Source organism: Kitasatospora sp. NPDC093550 (assembly GCF_044764985.1).
Taxonomy (GTDB): domain Bacteria; phylum Actinomycetota; class Actinomycetes; order Streptomycetales; family Streptomycetaceae; genus Kitasatospora.
The window spans coordinates 24,303-45,716 of the sequence record NZ_JBIWJF010000042.1; the positions used below are offsets into that span (position 1 = coordinate 24,303).

16 protein-coding genes are annotated in these 21,414 nt (G+C 72.5%); 6 read left to right on the top strand and 10 right to left on the bottom strand.

Going from position 1 to position 21,414, the window contains the following annotated elements; all coding sequences use genetic code 11:
* Window positions 1-53: 53 nt before the first annotated feature.
* The 3 genes from ACIRD3_RS37335 to ACIRD3_RS37345 form a co-directional block, all read right to left on the bottom strand.
* Window positions 54-1,430, bottom strand: a complete 1,377-nt coding sequence (locus tag ACIRD3_RS37335) for an NYN domain-containing protein (protein WP_402225728.1) — start codon at window positions 1,428-1,430, stop codon at window positions 54-56.
* A 280-nt stretch (window positions 1,431-1,710) separates the two neighbouring features.
* Window positions 1,711-2,739 (bottom strand): aspartate-semialdehyde dehydrogenase, encoded by a 1,029-nt coding sequence (locus tag ACIRD3_RS37340; RefSeq protein WP_402225731.1) that lies wholly within the window; start codon window positions 2,737-2,739, stop codon window positions 1,711-1,713.
* 112 nt (window positions 2,740-2,851) lie between these two features.
* Window positions 2,852-3,754: a dihydrodipicolinate synthase family protein gene (locus ACIRD3_RS37345; RefSeq protein ID WP_402225734.1), complete on the bottom strand. Its 903-nt coding sequence runs from the start codon at window positions 3,752-3,754 to the stop codon at window positions 2,852-2,854.
* A gap of 93 nt (window positions 3,755-3,847) precedes the next feature.
* On the opposite strand from ACIRD3_RS37345, the gene ACIRD3_RS37350 reads away from it, so the two are divergent.
* Complete coding sequence (locus ACIRD3_RS37350) at window positions 3,848-4,735, top strand: LysR family transcriptional regulator (RefSeq protein WP_402225736.1); 888 nt, start codon at window positions 3,848-3,850, stop codon at window positions 4,733-4,735.
* A 120-nt stretch (window positions 4,736-4,855) separates the two neighbouring features.
* Here ACIRD3_RS37350 and dnaE read toward each other — a convergent pair whose 3' ends face one another.
* Both dnaE and ACIRD3_RS37360 read right to left on the bottom strand, forming a co-directional pair.
* Window positions 4,856-8,389, bottom strand: coding sequence for a DNA polymerase III subunit alpha (dnaE, locus tag ACIRD3_RS37355; RefSeq protein WP_402225739.1), 3,534 nt, complete (start codon window positions 8,387-8,389; stop codon window positions 4,856-4,858).
* A 182-nt stretch (window positions 8,390-8,571) separates the two neighbouring features.
* Window positions 8,572-9,639, bottom strand: a complete 1,068-nt coding sequence (locus ACIRD3_RS37360) for a hypothetical protein (RefSeq protein ID WP_402225742.1) — start codon at window positions 9,637-9,639, stop codon at window positions 8,572-8,574.
* Window positions 9,640-9,754: 115 nt separating this feature from the next.
* On the opposite strand from ACIRD3_RS37360, the gene ACIRD3_RS37365 reads away from it, so the two are divergent.
* Both ACIRD3_RS37365 and ACIRD3_RS37370 read left to right on the top strand, forming a co-directional pair.
* The gene (locus ACIRD3_RS37365; protein WP_402225745.1) at window positions 9,755-11,020 is read left to right on the top strand and encodes an MFS transporter; all 1,266 of its coding nucleotides are present in this window, start codon (window positions 9,755-9,757) and stop codon (window positions 11,018-11,020) included.
* 342 nt (window positions 11,021-11,362) lie between these two features.
* Complete coding sequence (locus ACIRD3_RS37370) at window positions 11,363-11,893, top strand: peptidoglycan-binding protein (RefSeq protein ID WP_402225748.1); 531 nt, start codon at window positions 11,363-11,365, stop codon at window positions 11,891-11,893.
* A 178-nt stretch (window positions 11,894-12,071) separates the two neighbouring features.
* Here ACIRD3_RS37370 and ACIRD3_RS37375 read toward each other — a convergent pair whose 3' ends face one another.
* On the bottom strand, window positions 12,072-13,268 hold the full coding sequence (locus tag ACIRD3_RS37375; RefSeq protein WP_402225750.1) for a GyrI-like domain-containing protein: 1,197 nt from the start codon (window positions 13,266-13,268) through the stop codon (window positions 12,072-12,074).
* Window positions 13,269-13,886: 618 nt separating this feature from the next.
* On the opposite strand from ACIRD3_RS37375, the gene ACIRD3_RS37380 reads away from it, so the two are divergent.
* The 3 genes from ACIRD3_RS37380 to ACIRD3_RS37390 all read left to right on the top strand — a co-directional run bounded on the left by ACIRD3_RS37380 (window position 13,887) and on the right by ACIRD3_RS37390 (window position 16,235).
* The gene (locus ACIRD3_RS37380) at window positions 13,887-14,669 is read left to right on the top strand and encodes a VOC family protein (protein ID WP_402225753.1); all 783 of its coding nucleotides are present in this window, start codon (window positions 13,887-13,889) and stop codon (window positions 14,667-14,669) included.
* Between the two features lie 142 nt (window positions 14,670-14,811).
* Window positions 14,812-15,621 carry a hypothetical protein gene (locus ACIRD3_RS37385; protein ID WP_402225756.1) on the top strand — a complete coding sequence of 270 codons (810 nt, stop codon included), beginning with the start codon at window positions 14,812-14,814 and terminating at the stop codon, window positions 15,619-15,621.
* Window positions 15,622-15,692: 71 nt separating this feature from the next.
* Complete coding sequence (locus ACIRD3_RS37390) at window positions 15,693-16,235, top strand: HEAT repeat domain-containing protein (protein WP_402225758.1); 543 nt, start codon at window positions 15,693-15,695, stop codon at window positions 16,233-16,235.
* Between the two features lie 67 nt (window positions 16,236-16,302).
* On the opposite strand, the gene ACIRD3_RS37395 is transcribed toward ACIRD3_RS37390, so the two are convergent.
* From ACIRD3_RS37395 to ACIRD3_RS37410, 4 genes are all read right to left on the bottom strand, one after another.
* Window positions 16,303-17,580 (bottom strand): MFS transporter, encoded by a 1,278-nt coding sequence (locus ACIRD3_RS37395; protein WP_402225761.1) that lies wholly within the window; start codon window positions 17,578-17,580, stop codon window positions 16,303-16,305.
* Window positions 17,573-18,301, bottom strand: coding sequence for an HAD family hydrolase (locus tag ACIRD3_RS37400; protein WP_402225764.1), 729 nt, complete (start codon window positions 18,299-18,301; stop codon window positions 17,573-17,575). Before ACIRD3_RS37400 ends, ACIRD3_RS37395 begins: the two co-directional genes overlap by 8 nt.
* A gap of 138 nt (window positions 18,302-18,439) precedes the next feature.
* Window positions 18,440-20,167 carry a carbamoyltransferase gene (locus tag ACIRD3_RS37405; RefSeq protein WP_402225766.1) on the bottom strand — a complete coding sequence of 576 codons (1,728 nt, stop codon included), beginning with the start codon at window positions 20,165-20,167 and terminating at the stop codon, window positions 18,440-18,442.
* Window positions 20,168-20,808: 641 nt separating this feature from the next.
* Complete coding sequence (locus ACIRD3_RS37410) at window positions 20,809-21,387, bottom strand: dienelactone hydrolase family protein (RefSeq protein WP_402225768.1); 579 nt, start codon at window positions 21,385-21,387, stop codon at window positions 20,809-20,811.
* Window positions 21,388-21,414: the final 27 nt, after the last annotated feature.

The window sequence follows — 21,414 nt, forward strand, 5'->3', positions numbered from 1 at the left end:
GGCCCTCACCGCTCCCCCCGGTGGGCCCGCACCGGCCCGCTCGACGCCCGGCCTCAGTCGTCGACGACCATGGACCCGCCGGGCACCCGTGCCGCGAGTTCCTTCCAGAACCCGGCCCGGATGGCGTAGCGGTCGTGTTCGTCGATCTGGTCGTCCTTGTGGGCGAGCAGCCCGAAGCGGGCGGCGTAGCGGAGCAGCTCGCCGTCGACGCGGTGCGGGATGCGCGGGTAGTCGGGCCAGAGGACGGTGAGCCGTTCGGAGTCGCCGATGCGTTCGGTCCAGCGGCGGGCGAAGACCTGGCCGACTTCGTGGGCGTCGCCGCCGATGGAGGTGATGTCCTCCTCGCGGTCGGCCCAGCGTTGTTCGGCGGTGGTGAGCTGGGCGAGGGTGGGGAGGTTGTCGCCGGCGGTGACGGCGGGTTCGGGGGCGGGCCGGTCGACCCAGCCGCGGTCGGACGACCAGCGCAGGACCGGCCCGGCCTGCGCGACGGCGCCGTTGGCTCCGTGCCCGTTCGTCCCGTGCGCGTGGGTTCCGTGTCCGTTCGCCGGGTGCCCGTTCGCCGCATGCCCGTTCGCCGCGTGCCCGACGGCGCCGTGCCCGTTGGCCACCGGGATGATCGGGGTGACGGACGGGGTCCGCCCGGCCAGGTCCTTCGGGGTGGGGACGACCTTGAGCGCGGCCGCCGGCTGCGGCCGCCCGTCGGCGGCGGGGGTGCTGCCCGCGGGGGCGCCGGCCGCCGGCCGCACCGCCGGGGCGGCCGGCACGACGCTCGGCACCACGCTGGGGACGACGCCGGGCAGGGTGGCGGGCGTGGCGGGCGGGGCGGCGAGGATCTTGGCGATCTCCTGCCGGGCCCCGGGCGCCGGGAAGAGGTTGGCGGTGTCCCGCAGCGAGAACGACCCCTCGATCCATTCGCGGTCCAGCACCCGTCGCTCGTCGGCCTCGCCGACCAGGTCCTCGGACTGGTTGAAGTCACCGTCGGCGGCCTGGAGTGCCCACAGGTGGACGGCGACGCCGTGTTCCTTGGCGGTCATCATGCCGGGCAGCAGGTCGCCGTCCCCGGTGATCAGCACGACGTCGGCGCAGGCCCGGTTGCGGGCGAGTTCGGAGAGTTCGGCGTGCATCGCGGCGTCGACGCCCTTCTGCACCCAGCGCCCCTCGGCCCGGGTGAGGGCCCCGAGCCGTACGGTGACCCGGGGCAGCACGCGCAGTCGCCGGTGCTCGGGCATCGGGCGCCGGTCGGGCGCGGCGTCGAACCAGTAGATGCGCAGCAGCGGCAGCCCGGTCTCGGCTTCGGCGCGTTCGCGCAGGGCGGTGATCAGGGCCGTGTGGTCGACGGTGACCTTGGACCGGGACGGGTCCCCGGCGAGCAGGCTGGCGGCGGCGCCCAGCAGGTATCCGGCGTCCACCAGGACGACACAGCGGTCCATCGCGCACCTCTTTTCGCTCGCCCTCGGACATCGGTCGGGTGGGTCGTTCGGGGGTGGGCGGGTGGGCGGTCCGCCCGCCGTCCGGGCGCGCCGAGGTGAGGGGCCCCCGTCATCGCCCGATCGTTGGGTCACCTTTTACCCGGGGTTCGTCTGCCGAACCTTGCCGGATGTCCCGGTACCGCAACAGCCGCCCCAACGGCACGCAAAGAACGCGAAGGCGGGCCCCGTTCAACGACGGAGCCCGCCCGAGGTCACGCGGCGGCGTGTCGACCCGTGCCGGTCAGCCCTTGAGTTCGGCGGCGACCAGCTCGGCCAGCTGGACGGCGTTGAGCGCGGCGCCCTTGCGCAGGTTGTCGTTCGAGACGAACAGCGACAGGCCGTTCTCGACGGTCTCGTCGACCCGGATGCGGCCCACGTAGCTGGGGTCCTGGCCGGCGGCCTGCAGCGGGGTGGGGATGTCCGACAGCTCGACGCCGGGGGCACCGGTGAGCAGCTCGACGGCGCGCTCGGGGCTGATCGGCCGCTCGAAGCGGGCGTTGATCTGCAGCGAGTGCCCGGAGAAGACCGGGACGCGCACGCAGGTGCCGGCGACCTTGAGCTCCGGGATGCCGAGGATCTTGCGGCTCTCGTGGCGGAGCTTCTGCTCCTCGTCGGTCTCGTTGGAGCCGTCCTCGACGATGGAGCCGGCCAGCGGCACCACGTTGAAGGCGATCGGCCGCTGGTAGACCTTGGGCTCGGGGAACTCGACGGCGGCGCCGTCGTGGGCGAGCGCGGCGGCGCCGTCGATGACCTTGGCGGCCTGGTCCCGCAGCTCGGCGACGCCGGCGACGCCGCTGCCGGAGACGGCCTGGTAGGTGGAGACGACCAGCGCGGCCAGGCCGGCCTCCTCGTGCAGCGGGCGCAGCACGGGCATGGCGGCCATGGTGGTGCAGTTCGGGTTGGCGATGATGCCCTTGGGGCGGTCGGCGACGGCCTCGGGGTTGACCTCCGAGACGACCAGCGGGACCTCGGGGTCGCGGCGCCAGGCGGAGGAGTTGTCGATGACCACGGCACCGGCCGCGGCGGCCTTGGGGGCGAGGGCCTTGGAGGTGGCGCCGCCGGCGGAGAAGATCACGATGTCCAGGCCCGTGTAGTCGGCCGTGGCCGCGTCCTCGACGGTGACCTCGCCGCCCTGCCAGGGCAGGGTGCGCCCGGCCGAGCGGGCCGAGGCGAACAGCCGCAGCCGCTCCACCGGGAAGTTGCGCTCCGCCAGGATCTCGCGGACCACGCCGCCGACCTGCCCGGTGGCACCGACAATGCCGATCTTCATTCCGACTACTCCTCTGGATGGTGCTGTTCACAGCCGCACTCTGCCCATCATGCCTTGTCACGCGGGCGGGGCGACCTGCCATTTCACTGGGTGAGAGGCTCCCCGGACGGACCTATTGGTCCAGACCACTCGCCAGGCCGTCCGCCAGGGCCAGGGCGGCCTCCACCTCGGCCCGGCCGGCCGGCAGCAGCGGCAGCCGGACGTCCGGCGTCGGGATCCGCCCCTGGGCGTGCAGCACGCCCTTGGTGACCGCCGGGTTCGGCGCCGCGAACGCGGCCACCGCCAGCCCGGTCAGCCGGTGCCCGAGCGTCCGTGCCCGCTCGACGTCCCCGGCCCGCCACGCCTCGACCAGCTCGACGAACCGGCCGGTCGCCAGGTGGGCGGAGGCCAGGATGCCCCCGGCCGCGCCGAGCGCCAGCATCGGCGGCAGGAAGGCGTCCTCGCCGGTGAGGAAGGCGAAGCCCTCGGGGGTGTCGGCGAGCAGCTCGGCCGCCGTCTGGTCCAGCCCGCCGGTCGCGTACTTGACGCCCACCACGCCGTCGATCGCGGCGAGCTCGCGCAGCGCGGCGGTGGAGAGCTGCTGCCCGGTGCGGTACGGGATCTGGTAGACGAGCAGCGGCAGCGGGCTGCTCGCGGCCAGCGCCCGGAAGTGCGCCACCGTCCCCGCCTCGCCGGGCCGTACGAACGCCGGGACGGTGACCAGCGCGGCCGAGGCCTGCGGCACCCGGGCGCCGATCGCCGCCAGCGACTCGGCGGTCGCCCGGGTGTCCCCGCCGTGCGCGCCCACGATCAGCTGCGCGCCGCGTGCGGCGCAGGCGGCCGCGGCGACGTCCACCACCGCGTCCCGCTCGGCGGCGGTCAGCGCGGCCGGTTCGCCGGTGGTGCCGAGCGCGCACAGGCCGGCCGCGCCGGCGTCGAGCAGCTCGTACGCGAGCTTCTCCAGTGCGTCCAGCGCGACCGAGCCGTCGGCGGCGAAGGGCGTGATCAGGGGGACGTAGACGCCGTGCAGTTCCATGCCCATGATCCTGCGTCCCGGGGTCACCGCAGGTCCAGTTCACATATTCGACGCTTCTCGTAAGCTGAGCCGATGCTCGACTAGGGTGGGTCGATGCTCGACGTCCGACGCCTGCGCCTGCTGCGCGAACTCGCCCACCTCGGCACCATCGCGGCCGTCGCCGAGGCGCTGTCCTTCAGTCCGTCGGCGGTGTCCCAGCAGTTGTCCGTCCTGGAGAAGGAGGCGGGCGTCCCCCTGCTGGAACGCACCGGCCGCCGGGTCGCCCTCACCCCGGCCGGGCGCAACCTGGTCCGGCACGCCGAGTCGGTGCTCGCCCTGCTGGAACAGGCGGGCGCCGAACTCGCCCACGCCAAGCGGGGGTTGGCCGGACCGCTGCGGATCGGCACCTACCCCTCGGCGGCCCGGGCGATCATCCCGGCGGTGCTCGGCGAACTCGCCGCCTGGCACCCGGGGCTGGAGCCGATGGTCACCGAAGTGGACCCGGCGGTCGTCGGCGCCGCCCTGCGCGCGGGCGAACTGGACGTGGCGCTGGTGCACGAGTACGACCTCGTCCCGACCGACGCCGAACCCGGCCTCGCCACGACCCGCCCGGTCTTCACCGAGCCCATGTACCTGGCCGCCCGCACCCTGGGCACCATCGCCGAGCAGCACGGCGCCCCGTGGATCATGTCCCCGCCCGGCACCCTCTGCCACGCCATGGCCCTGCGCGCCTGCGAGTCGGCCGGCTTCGCCCCGCGGATCCGCCACCAGATCGACGACTTCACCACCGTCCTCGCCCTGGTCGCCGCCGGCCAGGGCGTCGCCCTCGTCCCCCACCTCGGCACCGCCCAGCCCCCGCCCGGCGTGGTCCTCACCCGCCTCCCCATGTACCGCCGCACCCGCGCCGCCTTCCGTGCCGGCGCCGGTTCCCACCCGGCCATCTCCGCCTTCGTCTCCGCCCTCCACACCGCCGTCCCCCCGGGCCTCGGCACCGGCTCCTGACCCACCGCCGCCCCGCGCCCCCTCCCCGGCCCCCGCTTCCTCCCCCAAACGAAGGTTCCCCGCGCCCGAAGGGGCGCGGGGAACTGCGCGCAGCGGAAGACCGCTACCCGCACCCTGCCGTCACACCGCCAGACAACTCGGCCCGAGCAGCTGCTTCAGATCCCCGAACAGCGCCGGATCCGACTTCACCCGGTGCCGGTCCAGCCTCAGCACCGTCGTCTTGGTGTGCCCTTCGAGCCGGAGCCGGACCTCGGTCGTGCCCTTGTGATGGGTCAGGACCTCGCCCAGTCGCGCCACCAGCGGCGGGGTGACCTTCCCACTGGGGATGTTGATGGTGATCGGCGCCTCGGCGTGCGCGTTGGAGAGGTCGGGGACGGACAGCTCCATCCCCATCAGCCGCGGCACGTCCTCCCGCTTGTCCAGCTTGCCCCGCACGAACACCACCGCGTCCTCGACGAGTTGCGAGGACACCAGCTGGTAGCTGGCGGGGAAGAACATGCAGTCGATCGAGCCCGCCAGGTCCTCGACGGTGGCGATGGCCCACGCGTTGCCCTGCTTGGTCATCTTCCGCTGGAGGCCCGAGATGATGCCGCCGATGGTGACGATGGTCCCGTCGGGCCGTTCCGCGAGGTCGGCGACCGCGCAGTCGGCCTTGTCGGCGAGCACGTGCTCGATGCCGTGCAGCGGGTGGGAGGAGACGTACAGGCCGAGCATCTCCCGTTCCTGGGTGAGCAGGAAGGACTTCTCCCACTCCTCCTCGGAGAAGACGACGTCGAGCCCGAAGCTCGGTTCGTCGGCGGTCGCGTCGCCGCCGAAGAGGTCGAACTGCCCCTCGGCCTCCTTCCGCTTCACCCCCACCACGTTGTCGATCATCGGCTCGAACTGCGCGCTGAGGCCCTTGCGGGTGTGTCCGAGCGAGTCGAAGGCGCCGGCCTTGATCAGCGATTCGACGGTCCGCTTGTTGCAGACCACCGATTCGACCTTGTCCAGGAAGTCGGGGAAGGAGGAGAACTTCCCCTTGGCCTTCCGGGTCCGGATCATCGAGTCGACGACCGGCCCGCCGACGTTGCGGATGGCGGTGAGCCCGAAGCGGACGGTGTCGTCACCGTGCGGGGTGAAGTCCGAGTCCGACTCGTTGACGTCCGGCGGCAGGACGTTGATGCCCATCTTGCGGCACTCGTTGAGGTAGACCGCGGACTTGTCCTTGTCGTCCTTGACGGACGTGAGCAGGCCGGACATGTACTCGGCCGGGTAGTTGGCCTTGAGGTAGGCCGTCCAGTACGAGACCAGCCCGTACCCGGCGGTGTGCGCTTTGTTGAACGCGTAGCCGGAGAAGGGGACGAGGACGTCCCACACGGCCTGGATGGCCTCGTCGGAGTAGCCGCGCTCGCGGCAGCCCTTCTGGAAGGGGACGAACTCCGCCTCCAGGATCTCCTTCTTCTTCTTGCCCATGGCGCGGCGCAGCAGGTCTGCCTGGCCGAGCGAGTAGCCGGCCAGGATCTGCGCGGCCTTCTGGACCTGCTCCTGGTAGACGATCAGGCCGTAGGTGGGCCGGAGCACCTCCTCCAGGGGCTTCTCCAGCTCCGGGTGGATCGGGGTGATCTCCTGCTGCCCGTTCTTGCGCAGCGCGTAGTTGGTGTGCGAGTTGACGCCCATCGGGCCGGGTCGGTACAGCGCCAGGACCGCGGAGATGTCTTCGAAGTTGTCGGGCTTCATCAGGCGCAGCAGCGAGCGCATCGGCCCGCCGTCGAGCTGGAAGACGCCGAGCGTGTCACCGCGCGCCAGCAGCTCGTACGTCGGCTTGTCGTCGAGGGGCAGATCAAGCAGGTTGATCTTGATGCCCTTGTTCTTCTCGATCGCCTTGACGGCGTCGTCCATGATCGTCAGGTTGCGCAGGCCGAGGAAGTCCATCTTGAGGAGGCCGAGGCCTTCACAAGTCGGGTAGTCGAACTGCGTGATGGTGACGCCGTCGGTGTGCCGGGTCCAGACCGGGATGTGGTCGGTCAGCGGCTCCGCGGACATGATGACGCCGGCGGCGTGCACGCCGGGCTGGCGGATCAGGCCCTCGATGCCGCGCGCGGTGTCGATGACCTTCTTGACGTCCGGGTCGGTCTCGTACAGGCCGCGGATCTCGCCGGCCTCGCTGTAGCGCGGGTGCGAGGGGTCGGTGATGCCGGAGAGCGGGATGCCCTTGCCCATGACGTCCGGCGGCATCGCCTTGGTGATGCGGTCGCCCATCGCGTAGGGGTAGCCGAGGACCCGGGAGGAGTCCTTGATGGCGGCCTTCGCCTTGATGGTGCCGTACGTGACGATCATGGCGACCTTGTCGGATCCCCACTTCTCCGTCACGTAGCGGATCACGTCACCGCGCCGGCGCTCGTCGAAGTCGATGTCGACATCGGGCATGGAGATGCGCTCGGGGTTGAGGAAGCGCTCGAAGATCAGGCCGTGCGGGATGGGGTCGAGGTCGGTGATGCCCATCGCGTACGCGACCAGCGAGCCGGCCGCGGAGCCACGGCCGGGGCCGACCGCGATGCCCTGGCTCTTGGCCCACATGATGAAGTCGGCGACCACGAGGAAGTACGCCGGGAACCCCATCTGGATGATGGTGTCCATCTCGTACTCGGCGAGCTTCTTGTGCTCCTCGTCGTACCCGTTCGGGAAGCGCCAGTCCATCCCCTCCCAGACCTTGGACCTGAAGAAGTCCGCCTCGGACTCGAAGCCCTCCGGGATGGGGAAGCGGGGCATGAGGTTCTTGAACTTGAACATGCCCTCGGTGTCGACCCGGGAGGCGACGAGGAGCTGGCTGTTGCGGCAGCCCTCCTGCCAGGCGTCCGAGGAGTCCAGCGCGTACATCTCGGCGGCGGACTTGATGTAGTAGCCGGTGCCGTCGAAGCGGAAGCGGTCCGGGTCGGAGAGGTTCTTGCCGGTCTGGACGCAGAGCAGCAGGTCGTGGGCGCCGGCGTCGGCCTCGGTGGTGTAGTGCGAGTCGTTGGTGACGACCGGGGGGATGTCCAGCTTCCTGCTGATCTCCAGCAGCCCGTCGCGGACCCGCTTCTCGATGTCGAGGCCGTGGTCCATCAACTCCAGGAAGTAGTTCTCCTTGCCGAAGATGTCCTGGTAGTCGGCGGCGGACTTGAGGGCCTCGTCGAACTGGCCGAGGCGCAGCCGGGTCTGCACCTCGCCGGAGGGGCAGCCGGTGGTGGCCATCAGGCCGCCGGACAGCTCGGAGATCAGCTCCTTGTCCATCCGGGGCCACTTGACCAGCCAGCCCTCGGCGTAGGAGCGCGAGGTCAGCTTGAAGAGGTTGTGCAGGCCCTCCTTGTTCCGGGCCCAGATGGTCTTGTGGGTGTACGCGCCGGACGCGGAGACGTCGTCCTTCTTCTGGTGCGGCTGGCCCCACAGGATGCGCTTGGTGTTGGAGCGGGACTCGGGCGCGACGTACGCCTCGATGCCGATGACGGGGACGATGCCGGCCTCGGTGGCCTGCTTGTGGAACTCGGCGGCGCCGTACATGTTGCCGTGGTCGGTCATCGCCACGTGGGTCTGCCCGAGGCGCTCGACCTCCTTGAACATCTGCTTCAGCCGGGCGGCACCGTCCAGCATCGAGTACTCGGTGTGAACATGCAGATGCGCGAACGGCTGGTCGCTCAAGGCGGGGCCTCCGGAGGCTCTGGTGCTGGTCTGGTGGGCCGGCGAACGTGCAGGTCACAGGGGAGATGCCCTGGAAATGGATGTGGCCCGAACCACCTCACGGGGTCCGGACCACCACTCACACGTTCACCCGTCCACTCTAGCCCCCTCGAACACCTACGCCGCCCGACCGGGAGTGCCTCCTAGGTCAGCCCGGCGAGTCGCGCGGCGGCGGCTTTCCTGACCTCCGGCACCTCGATCGGGTCGTCCCGGAGGGCGGCCAGACGGTCCCGCACGTGGGGGCGGTCGGGGGCGTGCTCGACGCCCAGCAGGCGGGCGTCGGCCTCGCAGTCCCAGAGCGATTCGGTGGACGCCTGCTCCGTCCCGGCGGAGCCGAGGGCGATCAGTGCCTCCAGGTAGGCGGGGCGCTCGTACGAGTGCGGGGTCTGCAGCCAGAAGCGGCGCAGCAGGGAGACCGCCTCGGCGGCCTCCGGACCGAACCGGGCGAGGCCGCGGGCCAGGAACACCGGGCCGCACCAGGTGCGGTCCACCCAGTCCCGCTCCAGGGCGGCGATCAGGGCGGGGACGTCCTGCGCCTCGCCGTGCTCGGCCAGCACGCCCAGGCCCTCCCGGGCCAGCCAGCGGGTGTCGGAGGCGGCCCACGCGCGGGCGGCGGGCACGGCGAGCGCGCCGAGCCTGCGGATCACGCCCGGCAGCAGCGGGAGGGGGTGCTCGCCGTCCGCCGTTCCGAGCGAGGGGACCAGCGGGACGAGCCCGGACTCGGGGTCCCGGTCGTGGAGGACGCCCAGCGCGTCGCTCTTGCGGCGCTCAGGCTCGTCGGGGTCGGCCAGCAGGGCCAGGAGAGCGCTGCTCGGCGACTCGGCCATCGGATCCGGCGCGTCGGGCCGGCGTGCCACGGGCTGCCGCTCGTCCTCCACCGGAAGCACCCGCACCGCCTCCCGGGCCTCGGCGGAGCCACAGGCCGCCAGCAGCCGCAGGACCTCGGCCACCCGGTCCCGGGTGTCCTCGTCGGCGGCTGAGAGCAGTTCGATCACCGGGCCGAGCGGCAGCTCCAGGTCCCGCAGCAGACGGGCGAGGTAGAGGTGGCGCTCATCGATCTGCGCGTCCCACCGCCACTCCCAGCGGAGGCAGCCGTGGACGAGCTCGGCGGCGGCTGCGGGGTCCTCGGCGGCCATCAGGGCGCCCAGGCCCCGGCCGCGCTGCAGGAGGCCGGGGAGGGTGTTCGCCGGGGCGTAGTGGTCGTTCCGCATGGGGTCCATCGTGCCGCAGCCCCCGGCGCACGCCCGGCGGCGGGGGCCGGCGGTCAGGCCTCGCCCTCCCCGGGCGAGGGGACGTTCACGAAGTGCCCCTGTTAGCCTGACCGACATGCTGAGGCGGGGGTCCAGGCACCACACGGTCAACGCGTCGACGTCCGGCGGCCCGCAGCGGGCGCTGATCATCGCCGGCTTCGTCAACAGAGTGGGCAACGGTCTCTTCAACACCGCCGCCATCCTCTACTTCACGCTCGTGGTGCACCTGCCCGCCACCCAGGTGGGCGCGGGCCTGACCATCGCCGGCCTGTGCGGCCTCGCCGCCGGGATCCCGGCCGGGAACCTCGCCGACCGCCACGGCCCCCGCACGGTCTGGCTGTCCGCCCTCACCCTCCAGGCCGTCACCATGGCGGCCTTCGTCCTCATCGACAGCTGGCTCGCCTTCACCCTCGTCGCCACCCTGGACCGGTTGGCCGCCACCGCCGCCAACGCCTCCGGCGGCGCCCTCATCGCCCGGGTCGCCGACGAACACGCCGCCGCCTTCCGCGCCAGACTGCGGACCTTCGTCAACCTCGGTGTCGTCGTGGGGACTTCGGGCGCGGCCTTCGCCGTCCAGATCAACACCCGCGCCGCCTACACCACCCTGATCCTCGCCAACGCCGCCAGCTTCGCCGGCGCCGCCGTGATCGCCCTCCTCGGCGTCCCGAACTACCGGCCCCTCCCCCGCCCCGAGCACCACCGCCGGTGGTCCGTCCTGGCCGACCGCCCGTACGTGGCCTTCGTCGCGCTCTACAGCGCCATGGGCCTGCAGTACCAGACCGTCTCCCTCCTCCTCCCGATCTGGCTGAGCGCCCACACCGACGCGCCACGCTGGACCGTCGCAGCGGTCTACGCGATCAACAGCGGCGTCTGCGTCCTGCTCCAGAGCCGACTCGGCTCCAAGGTCGAGACCCCGACCGAGGGAGGCCGAGCCCTCCGCCGAGCGGGATTCCTCTTCCTCCTCAGCTGCCCCCTGATGGCACTGACCGCCGACGTCCCCGCCTGGGTGGCACCGGCGCTGGCCGTCCTCGCGGTGTGCGTCCACAGCATCGGGGAGGTGTGGGAGTCCTCGGGCGGCTACGCGCTCGGCTTCGGCCTGGCCCCCGACCACGCGCAGGGGCAGTACCAGGGTCTCCTCGGCATCGGCTTCGACGCCGGCCAGGCCCTCGCCCCCCTCGCCCTGACCGGCGTCGTCCTCGCACTCGGCCACCCGGGCTGGCTCCTCCTCGGCGCCTTCTTCGCCGCCCTCGGCGCCGCCGCCCCGCCCCTCGCCGCCCGGGCCGACCGCACCCGCCCCCAACCGCTCAGCGTCTCCTCCCCCCTTTCCGAGGCCGGCCACTGACGCCCGATGGCGGTCCACGCGATCTGAGACGTCTCCACAGTTCACGTCCGCCACCGTCCCAAATCCCTGGTCACCGGCATGAGACGCCCTCGCCGACCCGGATGCCCGGGTGAGACGGCGTCAACTGGCCGTCCACCGCTGCTTATCTTGTGACCAGCCAGGAAGCCCGTTCGCAGTGACAGCGGACTTCCCGAACCGGCACCGCTGCTTGCCGCCACCCTCGGCACCGGCGTCCGACAGGGCCGACAGGTAACTTGCGGCACAGCGCAAGCGAAACAGTCGATGACTTCCGACTGTCACGGCACACGAGCCACTCACATCACACACGGGGGAACGAGAACCATGGACAACAAGGTCACCCGCACGGCCCGCCACGGCGCCCGGGCATTCGCCGCAGCGGCGCTGGCGGTCGGCGCGCTCGCCACCAGCACGGTGGGCGCCCACGCCAGCACCTCGGTCGGCTTCGTCGACACCAGTTGGGGCAACTACGACAACGACTGGGCCGACGAGGGTCTGATCTCCACCACCCAGCACTCCCACAGCGGCGCCGCCGGCCTGTGGCAGCTGGTCCTGTGGCAGGACGGCTTCCTCTCCGAGGCCGACGTCGACTGCCAGTTCGGCCCGAGGACCCAGGCAGCGACCAAGGCCTGGCAGGCCAAGTACCTCGGCGCCTCCCAGGCCGACGGCATCGTCGGCCCGAAGACCTTCGGTGAGGCCAGCAGTCACCTCAACTCCACCGACAACGGCTTCAGCATCCAGTACGGCTGGAAGTACCTCGGCCGCGACCGGAACACGGGCCGCTACTTCTTCGACACCGGGTACACCCACGGCTTCGTCAACGCCGACTACAACAGCGCGACCAACTGCCGCTGAGCGAAGGATCAGTGGATACGGCCGCCCGGCCGGGGTTCCCGGCCGGGCGGCCGTCCGCCGTCCCCGACCTGTTCCGCCTCTCGGGCGCGACACGATCCGAGCCCCTGGACAACCCCGGAACAGCCCGCGCAGGAAGCCGGCCCCGCCGACGTCCTGCGCGCGGGCTCACGGTCCCGCCTCAGCCCACCCGCTCGACCGGCTGCCGCACCACCGTCCTCAGCTTCTCGGGTGCCGTCCTCCGCGGGTCGCCGAGGTAGATCTCGTGGTGGTGGCCCGACGGCCGCAGGCCCTCGGCCTCCAGGAACACCTGGTGCAGCTCCTCCATCAGCGGGGTCTCGTCCTCGTAGGACCCGATGTGCAGCACCTGGGCGCTCAGGCCCTCCTTGAGCGTCAGCCGCCGGACCTCCGCCACCGCCGGGAGCTTCTTCTTCGCCAGTGCCGTCCGCTTCGCCTCCTCGATCGTCTCCTCCGTGATCCAGGCCGGCATGCTGATGAGCGCGGTCCAGTTCCAGGAGTCCTTCTCCCGCGTGGTGAAGACCTCCGGCCGCTCCGACCACCACAGGGCTTCCAGCGGGCCGACGACGAAGTCGCCGCCGTCCGCGCCGCCCTTGCTCGCGAACTTCACCGTGTACGCCACCGCGTAGAGCGCCTCCACGGCGGCCGCGTACGCGGGTGCGGTGTTGGGGTCCCCCGTGCCGTCGATCCCGATGTACTGCTGCTCGGGAACGTCCACCACGTTCCACGCGGTGTTCTTGGGGGCGTAGAACTCCTTCTGCTCCCGCTTCACGTCGTACGGTGCCACGGTCGTGCTCCTCCCCGGTCGGCGGGCCTCGTCGAGCGAGGCCCGGTAGCGGGCCAACCAGGCTTGTTCGGCTTCCAGTTGGCCCATGCTGTAGTCGAAGATGGCGCTCACGAACCCGGGCGCCCCCGCCCCGGACGCCCCTGCGGCGGAGGCCGCCCGGCGCACCTCCTCGACGCGTTCGGCCAGTGCCCGCGCGCGCCGGTCGAGCGCGGCGAGCAGGTCCTCGGGCTCGATGGCCGGCTGGTTGGCCAGCCCGACCAGGACGCGTGGGAACAGCGGGTGCGGCACGGCGATCGCCTCGACGGCCGCCGCCGCACAGGCCGCGCGCCCGGCGTCGGTCGCGGCGTACACCTGGCGCGCTTTTCCGCCCCCGGGCGGCGATCCCGCGGCCTGGTCGATCAGGCCGCGCCGACGGAGCTTGGTGAGCAGGTAGTAGATCGAGCTGAACCCGATCTCCGTCCACTCCCGCATTCCGCGCTCGGCGATCACCTTCTCCAGCTCGTACCCGTGCCGGGGCTGCTCCACGAGCATTCCCAGCAGCGTCAGTTCGGCGGCGGTCAGCCCTGAGTCCATGCCCCTATCCTAGTACTAGAATAGTGGCCCGCGTCACACCGGAACCCCGCGGCCCCTCGCGCCCACCAGCGCCAGGGGCCACGGAACGACGGCGCCCCGACCTCAGTCCTCGCAGCCCAGCACCGCCGTGTGGTTGCCCGTTCCGGCCGCGCCCGCTCCGACGCTCGCGAGCGCCTGCGGCCGCGACTCGAAGCCGCCCCGGGCCGCGAGGGCCTGCCCCGCTCCTCCCAGATGGACCGCAACGGCGACGACGGCGACAGCGAACCGTCGACCGCCTCCCGACTTCCTTCTTCCGGACTTCATGGCGTGGTGCCTCCCGTGGCGAGCGGCCGGCGCGCGGCACCGGCTCAGGGGTCTGGTGATGCCACGAAGAAGAGTTGGCCATCGAACCGTCGCCCGTCGTCACCCTCGCGGGGCCGGCTCGGGCCTGCCGCTCGAACGGACGCACCGTACGACCGCCCGGAGGGCGCCCCGACCGGCCCGGACCAGCCCGGCCCCCCACGCCCACCACCCCCGGAGGCCGGTCGGGCCCCGTCGCCGACGGCGGCGTGTCGAGTGGCGCCAGGACGCCGGCGGCGAAATCGTGACCGGCAGCAAACCCCACCAGAAAGGGCCAAAATGCCCGAGGTCACCACCCCGTACGCGACCGGCACCCCCTGCTGGGTCGACCTGATGGCGAAGGACCAGCAGGCCGCGCTGGACTTCTACCGCGACCTGCTCGGCTGGCAGGGCAAGCCCGGCCCGGCCGAGTTCGGCGGCTACGCCGTCTGCGAGCTCAACGGCAAGGCCGTGGCCGGCATCGGCCCGACGATGGCCCCCGAGGGCCAACCGGAGCCGCCGACCGTCTGGACCAGCTACCTGGCCACCACCGACGCCCAGGCCACCCAGGACGCGATCACCGCCGCCGGCGGCACGCTGCTCGTCCCGGTCATGGACGTGGGCGACCTGGGCCGGATGCTGGTCGCCGCCGACCCGCAGGGAGCGGTGTTCGGCGTCTGGCAACCGGGCGAGTTCTTCGGCGCGCAGGTGGTCAACGAGGCCGGCGCACTGACCTGGAACGAGCTGCACACCAGCGACATCCAGGCCGCCACCGCCTTCTACGGCGAGGCGTTCGGCATCGAGATCGAGCCGCTGGACGGCGCGGACTCCTACTGGTCGCTCCTGGTCGGCGGCCGCGCGGTCGGCGGCGCCACCCTGCTCGCCAACGACCCGCCCGGCACCCCGGCGCACTGGCTGACCTACTTCGCGGTCGACGACGTCGACTCCACCGTGGACGCCCTGGTCAAGCGGGGCGGCACCGTCCTCGCCCCGCCCTTCGACATGATGGCGGGCCGGATGACCGTCGTCGCCGACCCCCAGGGCGCCCCCTTCGCGATGATCAGGCCCCAACCGCTGGCATGACCCGAGCCGCACCCGAGCCCCCCGCCACCGCCCGCCCGGAGCCCTCCGGGCGGGCGGTTCGCGTTCCCCGATCGCCCGCACCAACTCCCGCCCACGTCAAAGCCCTTGAGATGGACGAACCACTCCTGCTTCACTGACCACCGTGACCGAAACCACCACCGCCCGCGACGCCCTCGGAGCACTCCTCAGCCGTCACCCGGTCGCCAACCGCACCCGGTGGGTCAACGCCGCCTGGGCGCTCACGATCGGCGTACTCACCTCCTGGCTGGGCCTGTGGGCCCTCTTCGGGGACGGTGACGACGGCTCCTCGGGCGGCGGCCAGGGGCTCGGCGTGGCCCTCGGCCTCGGCGCGTGCGGGCTCGGCATCGGCCTCACCCAGGCCGTACGGGCGCTGCGCGGCGGCGCCGGCGAGTACTTCGAGGTCCGCGAGTACGGCCTGGTCCACGGCAACGCCCGTGGCCACCAGGGGATGTGGGCCTGGGACCAGGTGTCCGCCATCACCGTTCCGACCCGCCGGGAATCGGTCGGCGCCTTCGCCCACCGCTTCGGCAACGACTACCGCTGCATCCTCACCCTGACCGGCGGCAAGCGGGTCCGGATGGACGGTCTGGCCACCAGCGCGCCCGCCCTCGGCAACGCCGTGATCGACCACTGCCCGAACGCCAAGCTGCTCACCGGCGAGGAGTGGACCCGCAAGGCCGGCGGCTGGCTCCTCCTCGGCGCCGCCCTCTGCGTCGGCGGCATCATCGCCATGGTCGACTTCATCTCCGCCCACCCGGACGGCGAGAAGGTCACCGTCGACGCCAACGGCATCACCGTCCACGAGTTCGTCCATGGTGTGGACGACAGCACGATCATGCTCCTCGCCCTGGGCATCGGCGCCTGCGGGATCGCCGCCGTCACCTGCCTCGCGCTCTTCATCGTCGGCCGCATCCGTCGCCGCCCGCACTGACCCCCTCCAGGACCTCCCCCGCACGCCGAAATCCCGTTGCCCCGCCACCCCGTGGGGCGGACACTCGCCCCATGCTCGGATTCGCACGGACCGACAACGAAGCCCTCGTCTCCTGCCTGGGCGACCCTCAGCGCACCGTGGCGGCCTACCACGAACTGCTGCGCCGCGCGGCGGACTCGCTCGACGCCATCCGCACCGGCCTCTCCCACCCCGATCCGGTGGTCCGGGAGGGCTGTTGCCGCCTCCTCGACCACCTGGTCGACACCGACTCGATGGACCGGCTGATCGCCATGGCCGACGACCCCGACGCCCGCGTCCGGATCGCCGCCTTCCACGCCCTGGCCTGTGACCGCTGCAAGGGCGACACCTGCGCGCCGGGCGCGGACCGGGTGCTCGACCCCGGCCTGCGGCACCTGGCCGACGATCCGGACCCGCAGGTCCGGATGAGGGCCGCCGAGCTCGTCGGCAAGTTCGTCCACACCGATCCCCGCGCCCTCGCCGCCCTGCAGGCCTGCCATGCCCGGGACGGCAGCCCGGCCGTCCGCAAGAAGGCCGGCTGGTACACCCCGGGAGGCCCGATCCACCGACGCACCGCCCCGCGCACACCCGCCTGACCGCCGGACCGCCTGACCGCCTGACCGCCGCCGCACGCCGGCCGACGGCCCGCCGACCGGCAACCCGTCAGCGGCGGCCCGTCACCGCAGGCCCGTCACCGCCGGCCGCCCGCAGCCACATCGCGAGCCCGAGGCAGAGCAGACACGCCCCGGCCAGCACCAGCGGAATCACCACCGCCCCGCCCGACCCGCTGAGCGCCCCGACCACCGCCGGCACCACCGCGTTGCCCAGCATGCAGCACAGCGTCAGCACGGAGGTCGCCCGCTGCGGCACCGCCGCCACGCCGGAGACCCAGGCGATCAGCGTGGGCAGCACCGGCGCCAGCGCCAGCCCGGCCAACGGGTAGGCGACCACGGCCAGGTGCGGTACGGCGGCCAGCGCCAACGCGCCCAGCCCGGCGGCCAGGTAGCCGGGCAGGGTGCTGCGGCCCGGCAGCCGCTTGGTCAGCTGCGGGACGACCAGGCGTCCGAGCGCCATCCCGGCCCAGAAGCCCGAGGCCGCCGTGGTGGCGGCCTGTGTGCTCCAGCCGTCGCGCACCAACTGGGTCGACTGCCAGGTGCCGATCGCGGTCTCCATGCCCGCGTACACCAGGCCGACCAGCAGGAACGGCAGCAACTCCAGCCCGATCCGGGCCCGTTGACCACCCTCCCGGCCGTCGCCCTCGCCCCGCCCGTCCTCCGGCCGCCCGCTCCGGGACCGAGCCCCCGACACTCCCGACGCCCCCGACTCCCCCGCCGGAGCCGCGAGCACCACCCCCGCCCGCCCGACCAGGAAGCACGGCAGCGCGCACACGGCGGCCGCCAGCGCGAGCAGCCGGACGTCCGCGTGCCCGACGGCCCCCGCGGCCAACGGGCCCAGCATCGCGCCGATCCCGAAGACCGCGTTCAGCCGGTTGACCATCACCACGCTGTTCCCGGCGAACCCGCGCGCGAACGCCGTGTTGAGGGTGAGCGCCAGCCCCCCGTACCCGACGCCGGTCACCGCCGCGCAGCCGAGGTAGGCGGCCCAGCCGGGGCTGGCCGCCATCCCGGCCGCGCCCGCCGCGAAGACCCCGAGCAGGACGGGCGGCGCCGCCCGGACGTTCAGCCGCCGCCCGAGGAGCCCGATCCCGATGGTCGCCGCGAGCGCGCCGAGGTTGTACGCCGAGACCACCCGTCCGACTTCGTGCTCGGCGCCGAAACGTTCCCGCAGGAACGGCAGCGAGGCACCGAGCGAGGCGGTGAGCACGCCGAGGACGAGGAAGACGCCGAACGCCGAGACCGCCGCCGCCCGTCCCATCACGGGCGCGTCCGGCGCCCCGGAGGCCACCGGCGCGGCCGGCTCGGCCGTCCCCGCCTCAGCCACCGTGCGGCCCGAGCACCAGCGCCACGACGGCCAGTCCGTCCGGGTCCGTCAGGGTGAGGGCCCCGGCCTCCTCCGCGACCACCAGCGCGGTGAAGTCGGGGACCGCGACCACCGCGCCGGCCTCCACCAGGGCCGGCCCGCCGATCCCGACGCACACCGCCCCGGCCGCGACGGCCGAGCGCACCCCGCTGACCGAGTCCTCGAAGACCAGCGTGCGCTGCGGCCGGATCCCGAGGCCCCGGCAGGCCGCCAGGTACGGGTCGGGGTGCGGCTTGCCCCGCTCGACGTCGTCCCGGGTGACCCGCACCCGGAAGACGTCGAGCAGGCCGAGCCCGCCCAGCGCGTTGTCGATCTTCCGGGTCCAGCTGCTGGTGGCCAGGCCGATCGGCAGGCCCGCGTGCCGCAGCCGCTCGGCGAGCCCGTCCGCGCCGGGGATCGCCCGGTACGGCGCCTGCTCCTCGACGGTGTCCACCTCGGCCCAGATGGCCTTCCGGTCGACGTCCGAGTGGTCCGGGAAGATCAGCCGCACCGTCTGGTCGCCGGTCCGCCCGTGGACGTACTCCTCGATCTCCCGGTCGGCCAGCACCCGGCCGTGGCGCCGGGCCACCGACCGCCACGCCTCCTCGATCACGGGCCTGGAGTCGATCAGGACCCCGTCCATGTCGAAGACGACGGCCTCGACCTCGTACCGCGTTCCGTCTTGCGGCTGCAGCGGCTGCATCGGTCTCCTCACTCGGCGCTCCCGCCATACGGTCTGACGATAGTTCAGCTCTCCACGACGGGGCGGTCGACCGGACCGGCCCTCACGGCCGACCCGCCCCACCCGCGCCACCCGGTCAGCCCGGTCAACCCGGCCCGGTCAAACCGCCTGCCGCGCCATGTAGTTGTCCGCACCGTCCTTCCAGACCAGGTACACGTCGTCGATCAGCAGCAGGTCGATCACCTCGTCGGCCAGCGGGTCGAGCGCGTCCCGGTGCGATCCGACGATCGGCTCCTCGTGCTTGTTGAACGAGGTGTTCACCAGCGCCGCCTGCCCGCTGCGGTCGTACCAGGCCATCAGCAGGCCGTGCAGGAACGGGTCGTCCTGGGCCCGGACGATCTGCGGGCGCGCGGTGTTGTCGACGTGCACCACCGCCGGGCAGGCCTTGGCGAACGACTCGTGGCAGTCGTAGGTGATCGTCATGAACAGCGCCGACGGCTGCTCGGGCTCCCAGCCCACGTAGCAGTCGGCCGCCAGGTCCTCGGCGGTGATCGGCGCGAAGGGCATGAACTCGGTACGGTTCAGGCGCTTGTTGAGCCAGTCGTTCATGGTCGGGTCGGCGGTGCCGTAGATGACGCTGCGCCGTCCGAGCGCGCGCGGGCCGAACTCCATCCGACCCCGGTAGGTGCCGATGACCTGGTCCGCCTCCAGCGCGCCGAGCAGCACCTCCCGCATGCCCTCGCCGATGCGGCGGTAGCGCAGCCCCGGGTAGTCCCGCAGGATCTCCTCCAGCCGGCCCTCGGAGACGGCCGCGTCCGGCCCGAGCGCCATCGAGGGCACCCGCGGGCGCTCGCCGGTCTCCCGGTGGGCCACGATCACGGCGGACTGCAGCGGCAGCCCGCCGTCGCCCATCGGCGGCAGCACGTAGACGTTCCGCACGCCCGGGGTCTCGAAGATCCGCTGGTTGAGCTTGACGTTGGCGAACACGCCGCCGGACAGGCAGACGTTGCCGCTCGGCACCCGGCCGATGTGCTGCGCCACCACGGCGGTCAGCAGGTTCTCCACGTGCCGCTGGGCCGCCGCCGCGACGTCGGCCGGCTCGTGGCCGGCGATCTCGGCCAGCAGCGCCTCCGAGTAGCCCTCGTAGGACGGCTGGTACCAGTCGCCGCAGCGGGCGCGGATCGCGCCGTTCTCCTCGACGTCGATCATCCGCCGCATCAGCGGGAGGAGCTTCTCCGGGTCGCCGTTGGCGGCCAGGCCGGTGATCTTGCCCTCGTGGCGGTTGGGGCGGAAGCCGAGCAGCTTGGTGATCCGGCCGTAGAAGTAGCCGAGGCTGTCGATCGAGGTCTCCCGCTGGAGCACCTCCTCGCCGCCGGGGAAGTAGTGGGTGACGGTCAGGGACTGGAAGTCCCCGCGGCCGTCGCAGGTGATCACGAGGGCGTCGTCGAACGGGGAGCAGAGGAAGGCGCCCAGGCCGTGCGACTCGTGGTGGTCGACGTGAACCACCTTGCCGCGCAGTCCGTTCTCCTCGATGAAGGCATCGAACTCACCGCGCTTCTCGCGGTCGTTCCGAATTTCGTCGGATATCCGCTTGCGGAGGTGCGGAAGCGCCTCGGGGCGCAGCCGGGCCTCCTCCGAAATGCGGTCCACGTAAAGCAGCAGGTGCTTTTCCGCGCTGAATCCCGCCTGCCACCCGTAGGCCACCCGGTCGACATCGGAAAGGGTGACCCCGGCCTCCTTCAGGACGTAGTCGATCGACTGCTCCGGCCAGGTCCTGTGGTCCTTGACCCGGGAGAAGCGCTCCTCGCTGACGGCCGCGACGACGGTTCCGTCCTGCACCAGGCAGGCGCCGGCCAGATCGTTGTTGGTGATTCCGAGAACAAGCATGTGCCGCTCCGATGATGGTCACGGGAAATGGCCCGACGGCATTTCCACGGATTCGCGAGCTGGTGAGGTATGGAGTGCACCGCGACTCTATGAAGAGGTTTCCCTGCAGATCAACGACGCCGTGGGGATTCCGGTCAACCTGACCGGCCGCCGGACCGTGACGCGCGGACGGCCTTCCGGTTAACAACAGTTCGTGGTTCGACCATTCGTGCTGGCAGGGTGGCACGAGCCCGCCAAGAGGTCTGGACCACCACCCCCGTGATCACGGTGGGTAGCTGTCCGGAAACAGTCCTTCCGGCCCGCGACCCGCCGCTGACCGGCACTTCCGCCGCGCCTCGACCGTCCCTCCGACGGATCGTCACACCCGTACCGAGAGCCCCACCGGCCACTCGGAAACCCGCCGCCCCAACGCCGAAGGCCAGGCCGGGGCACCCGCCCCGGCCTGGCCTTCCCCTCGCTCCGCTCTCCCGACGGGGCCTCGGCGCCCCGCAGCCGCCGGGCTCCCGGCAGGCGCTCCGTCAACCGTCCGGCTCCGCTCACCCGCCCAGCCCCGCTCGCGCGCCCAGCCCCGTCAACCGTCCAGCCCCGCTCGCGCGCCCAGCCCCGTCAACCGTCCGGCTCCGCTCGCGCGCCCAGCCCCGTCAACCGTCCAGCTCGGCCAGGAAGTCCAGCGACGCCGCCCAGGCGCGCTCCGCGGCCTCCGCGTCGTAGTCCGGCAGCTCCGGGTCGGTGAACAGGTGCCCGGCGCCCCGGTAGCGGTGCACCTCCACCTCCGCCCCGGCCCGCCGCATCCGCAGGTACCAGGCGTTCAGCCAGTCCTCCGGCTCGAACGGGTCCGGCTCCGCGATGTGCAGCTGTACGGGGATCTCGGTGGCGGCGTCCTCCCGAAGGTCCGAGGTGCCGTGCAGGAGCAGCAGCCCGCGTGCCTTCTCGTCGGCCAGCGCCAGGTTCTGCGCGATCGCGCCGCCGAGCGAGAAGCCCGCGTACACCAGCCCGCCCTCGGACAGCGGCGCGGCCGCCGTCACCGCCCGGCGCAGCATCTCCTCGCTGCCCCCGGCCTCCTCCTGGTACGCCTGGCCGTCCTCGATCGAGTCGAAGGTCCGCCCCTCGAACAGGTCCGGCGCGTGCACGGTGTGCCCGGCGGCCCGCAGCCGCTCGGCGGCGTCGTGCACGGCGGGCCGCAGCCCGTAGGCGGAGTGGAAGAGGACGATCTGGGCCACGGTTCGGGTCCTTCACCAGGGGGGTCA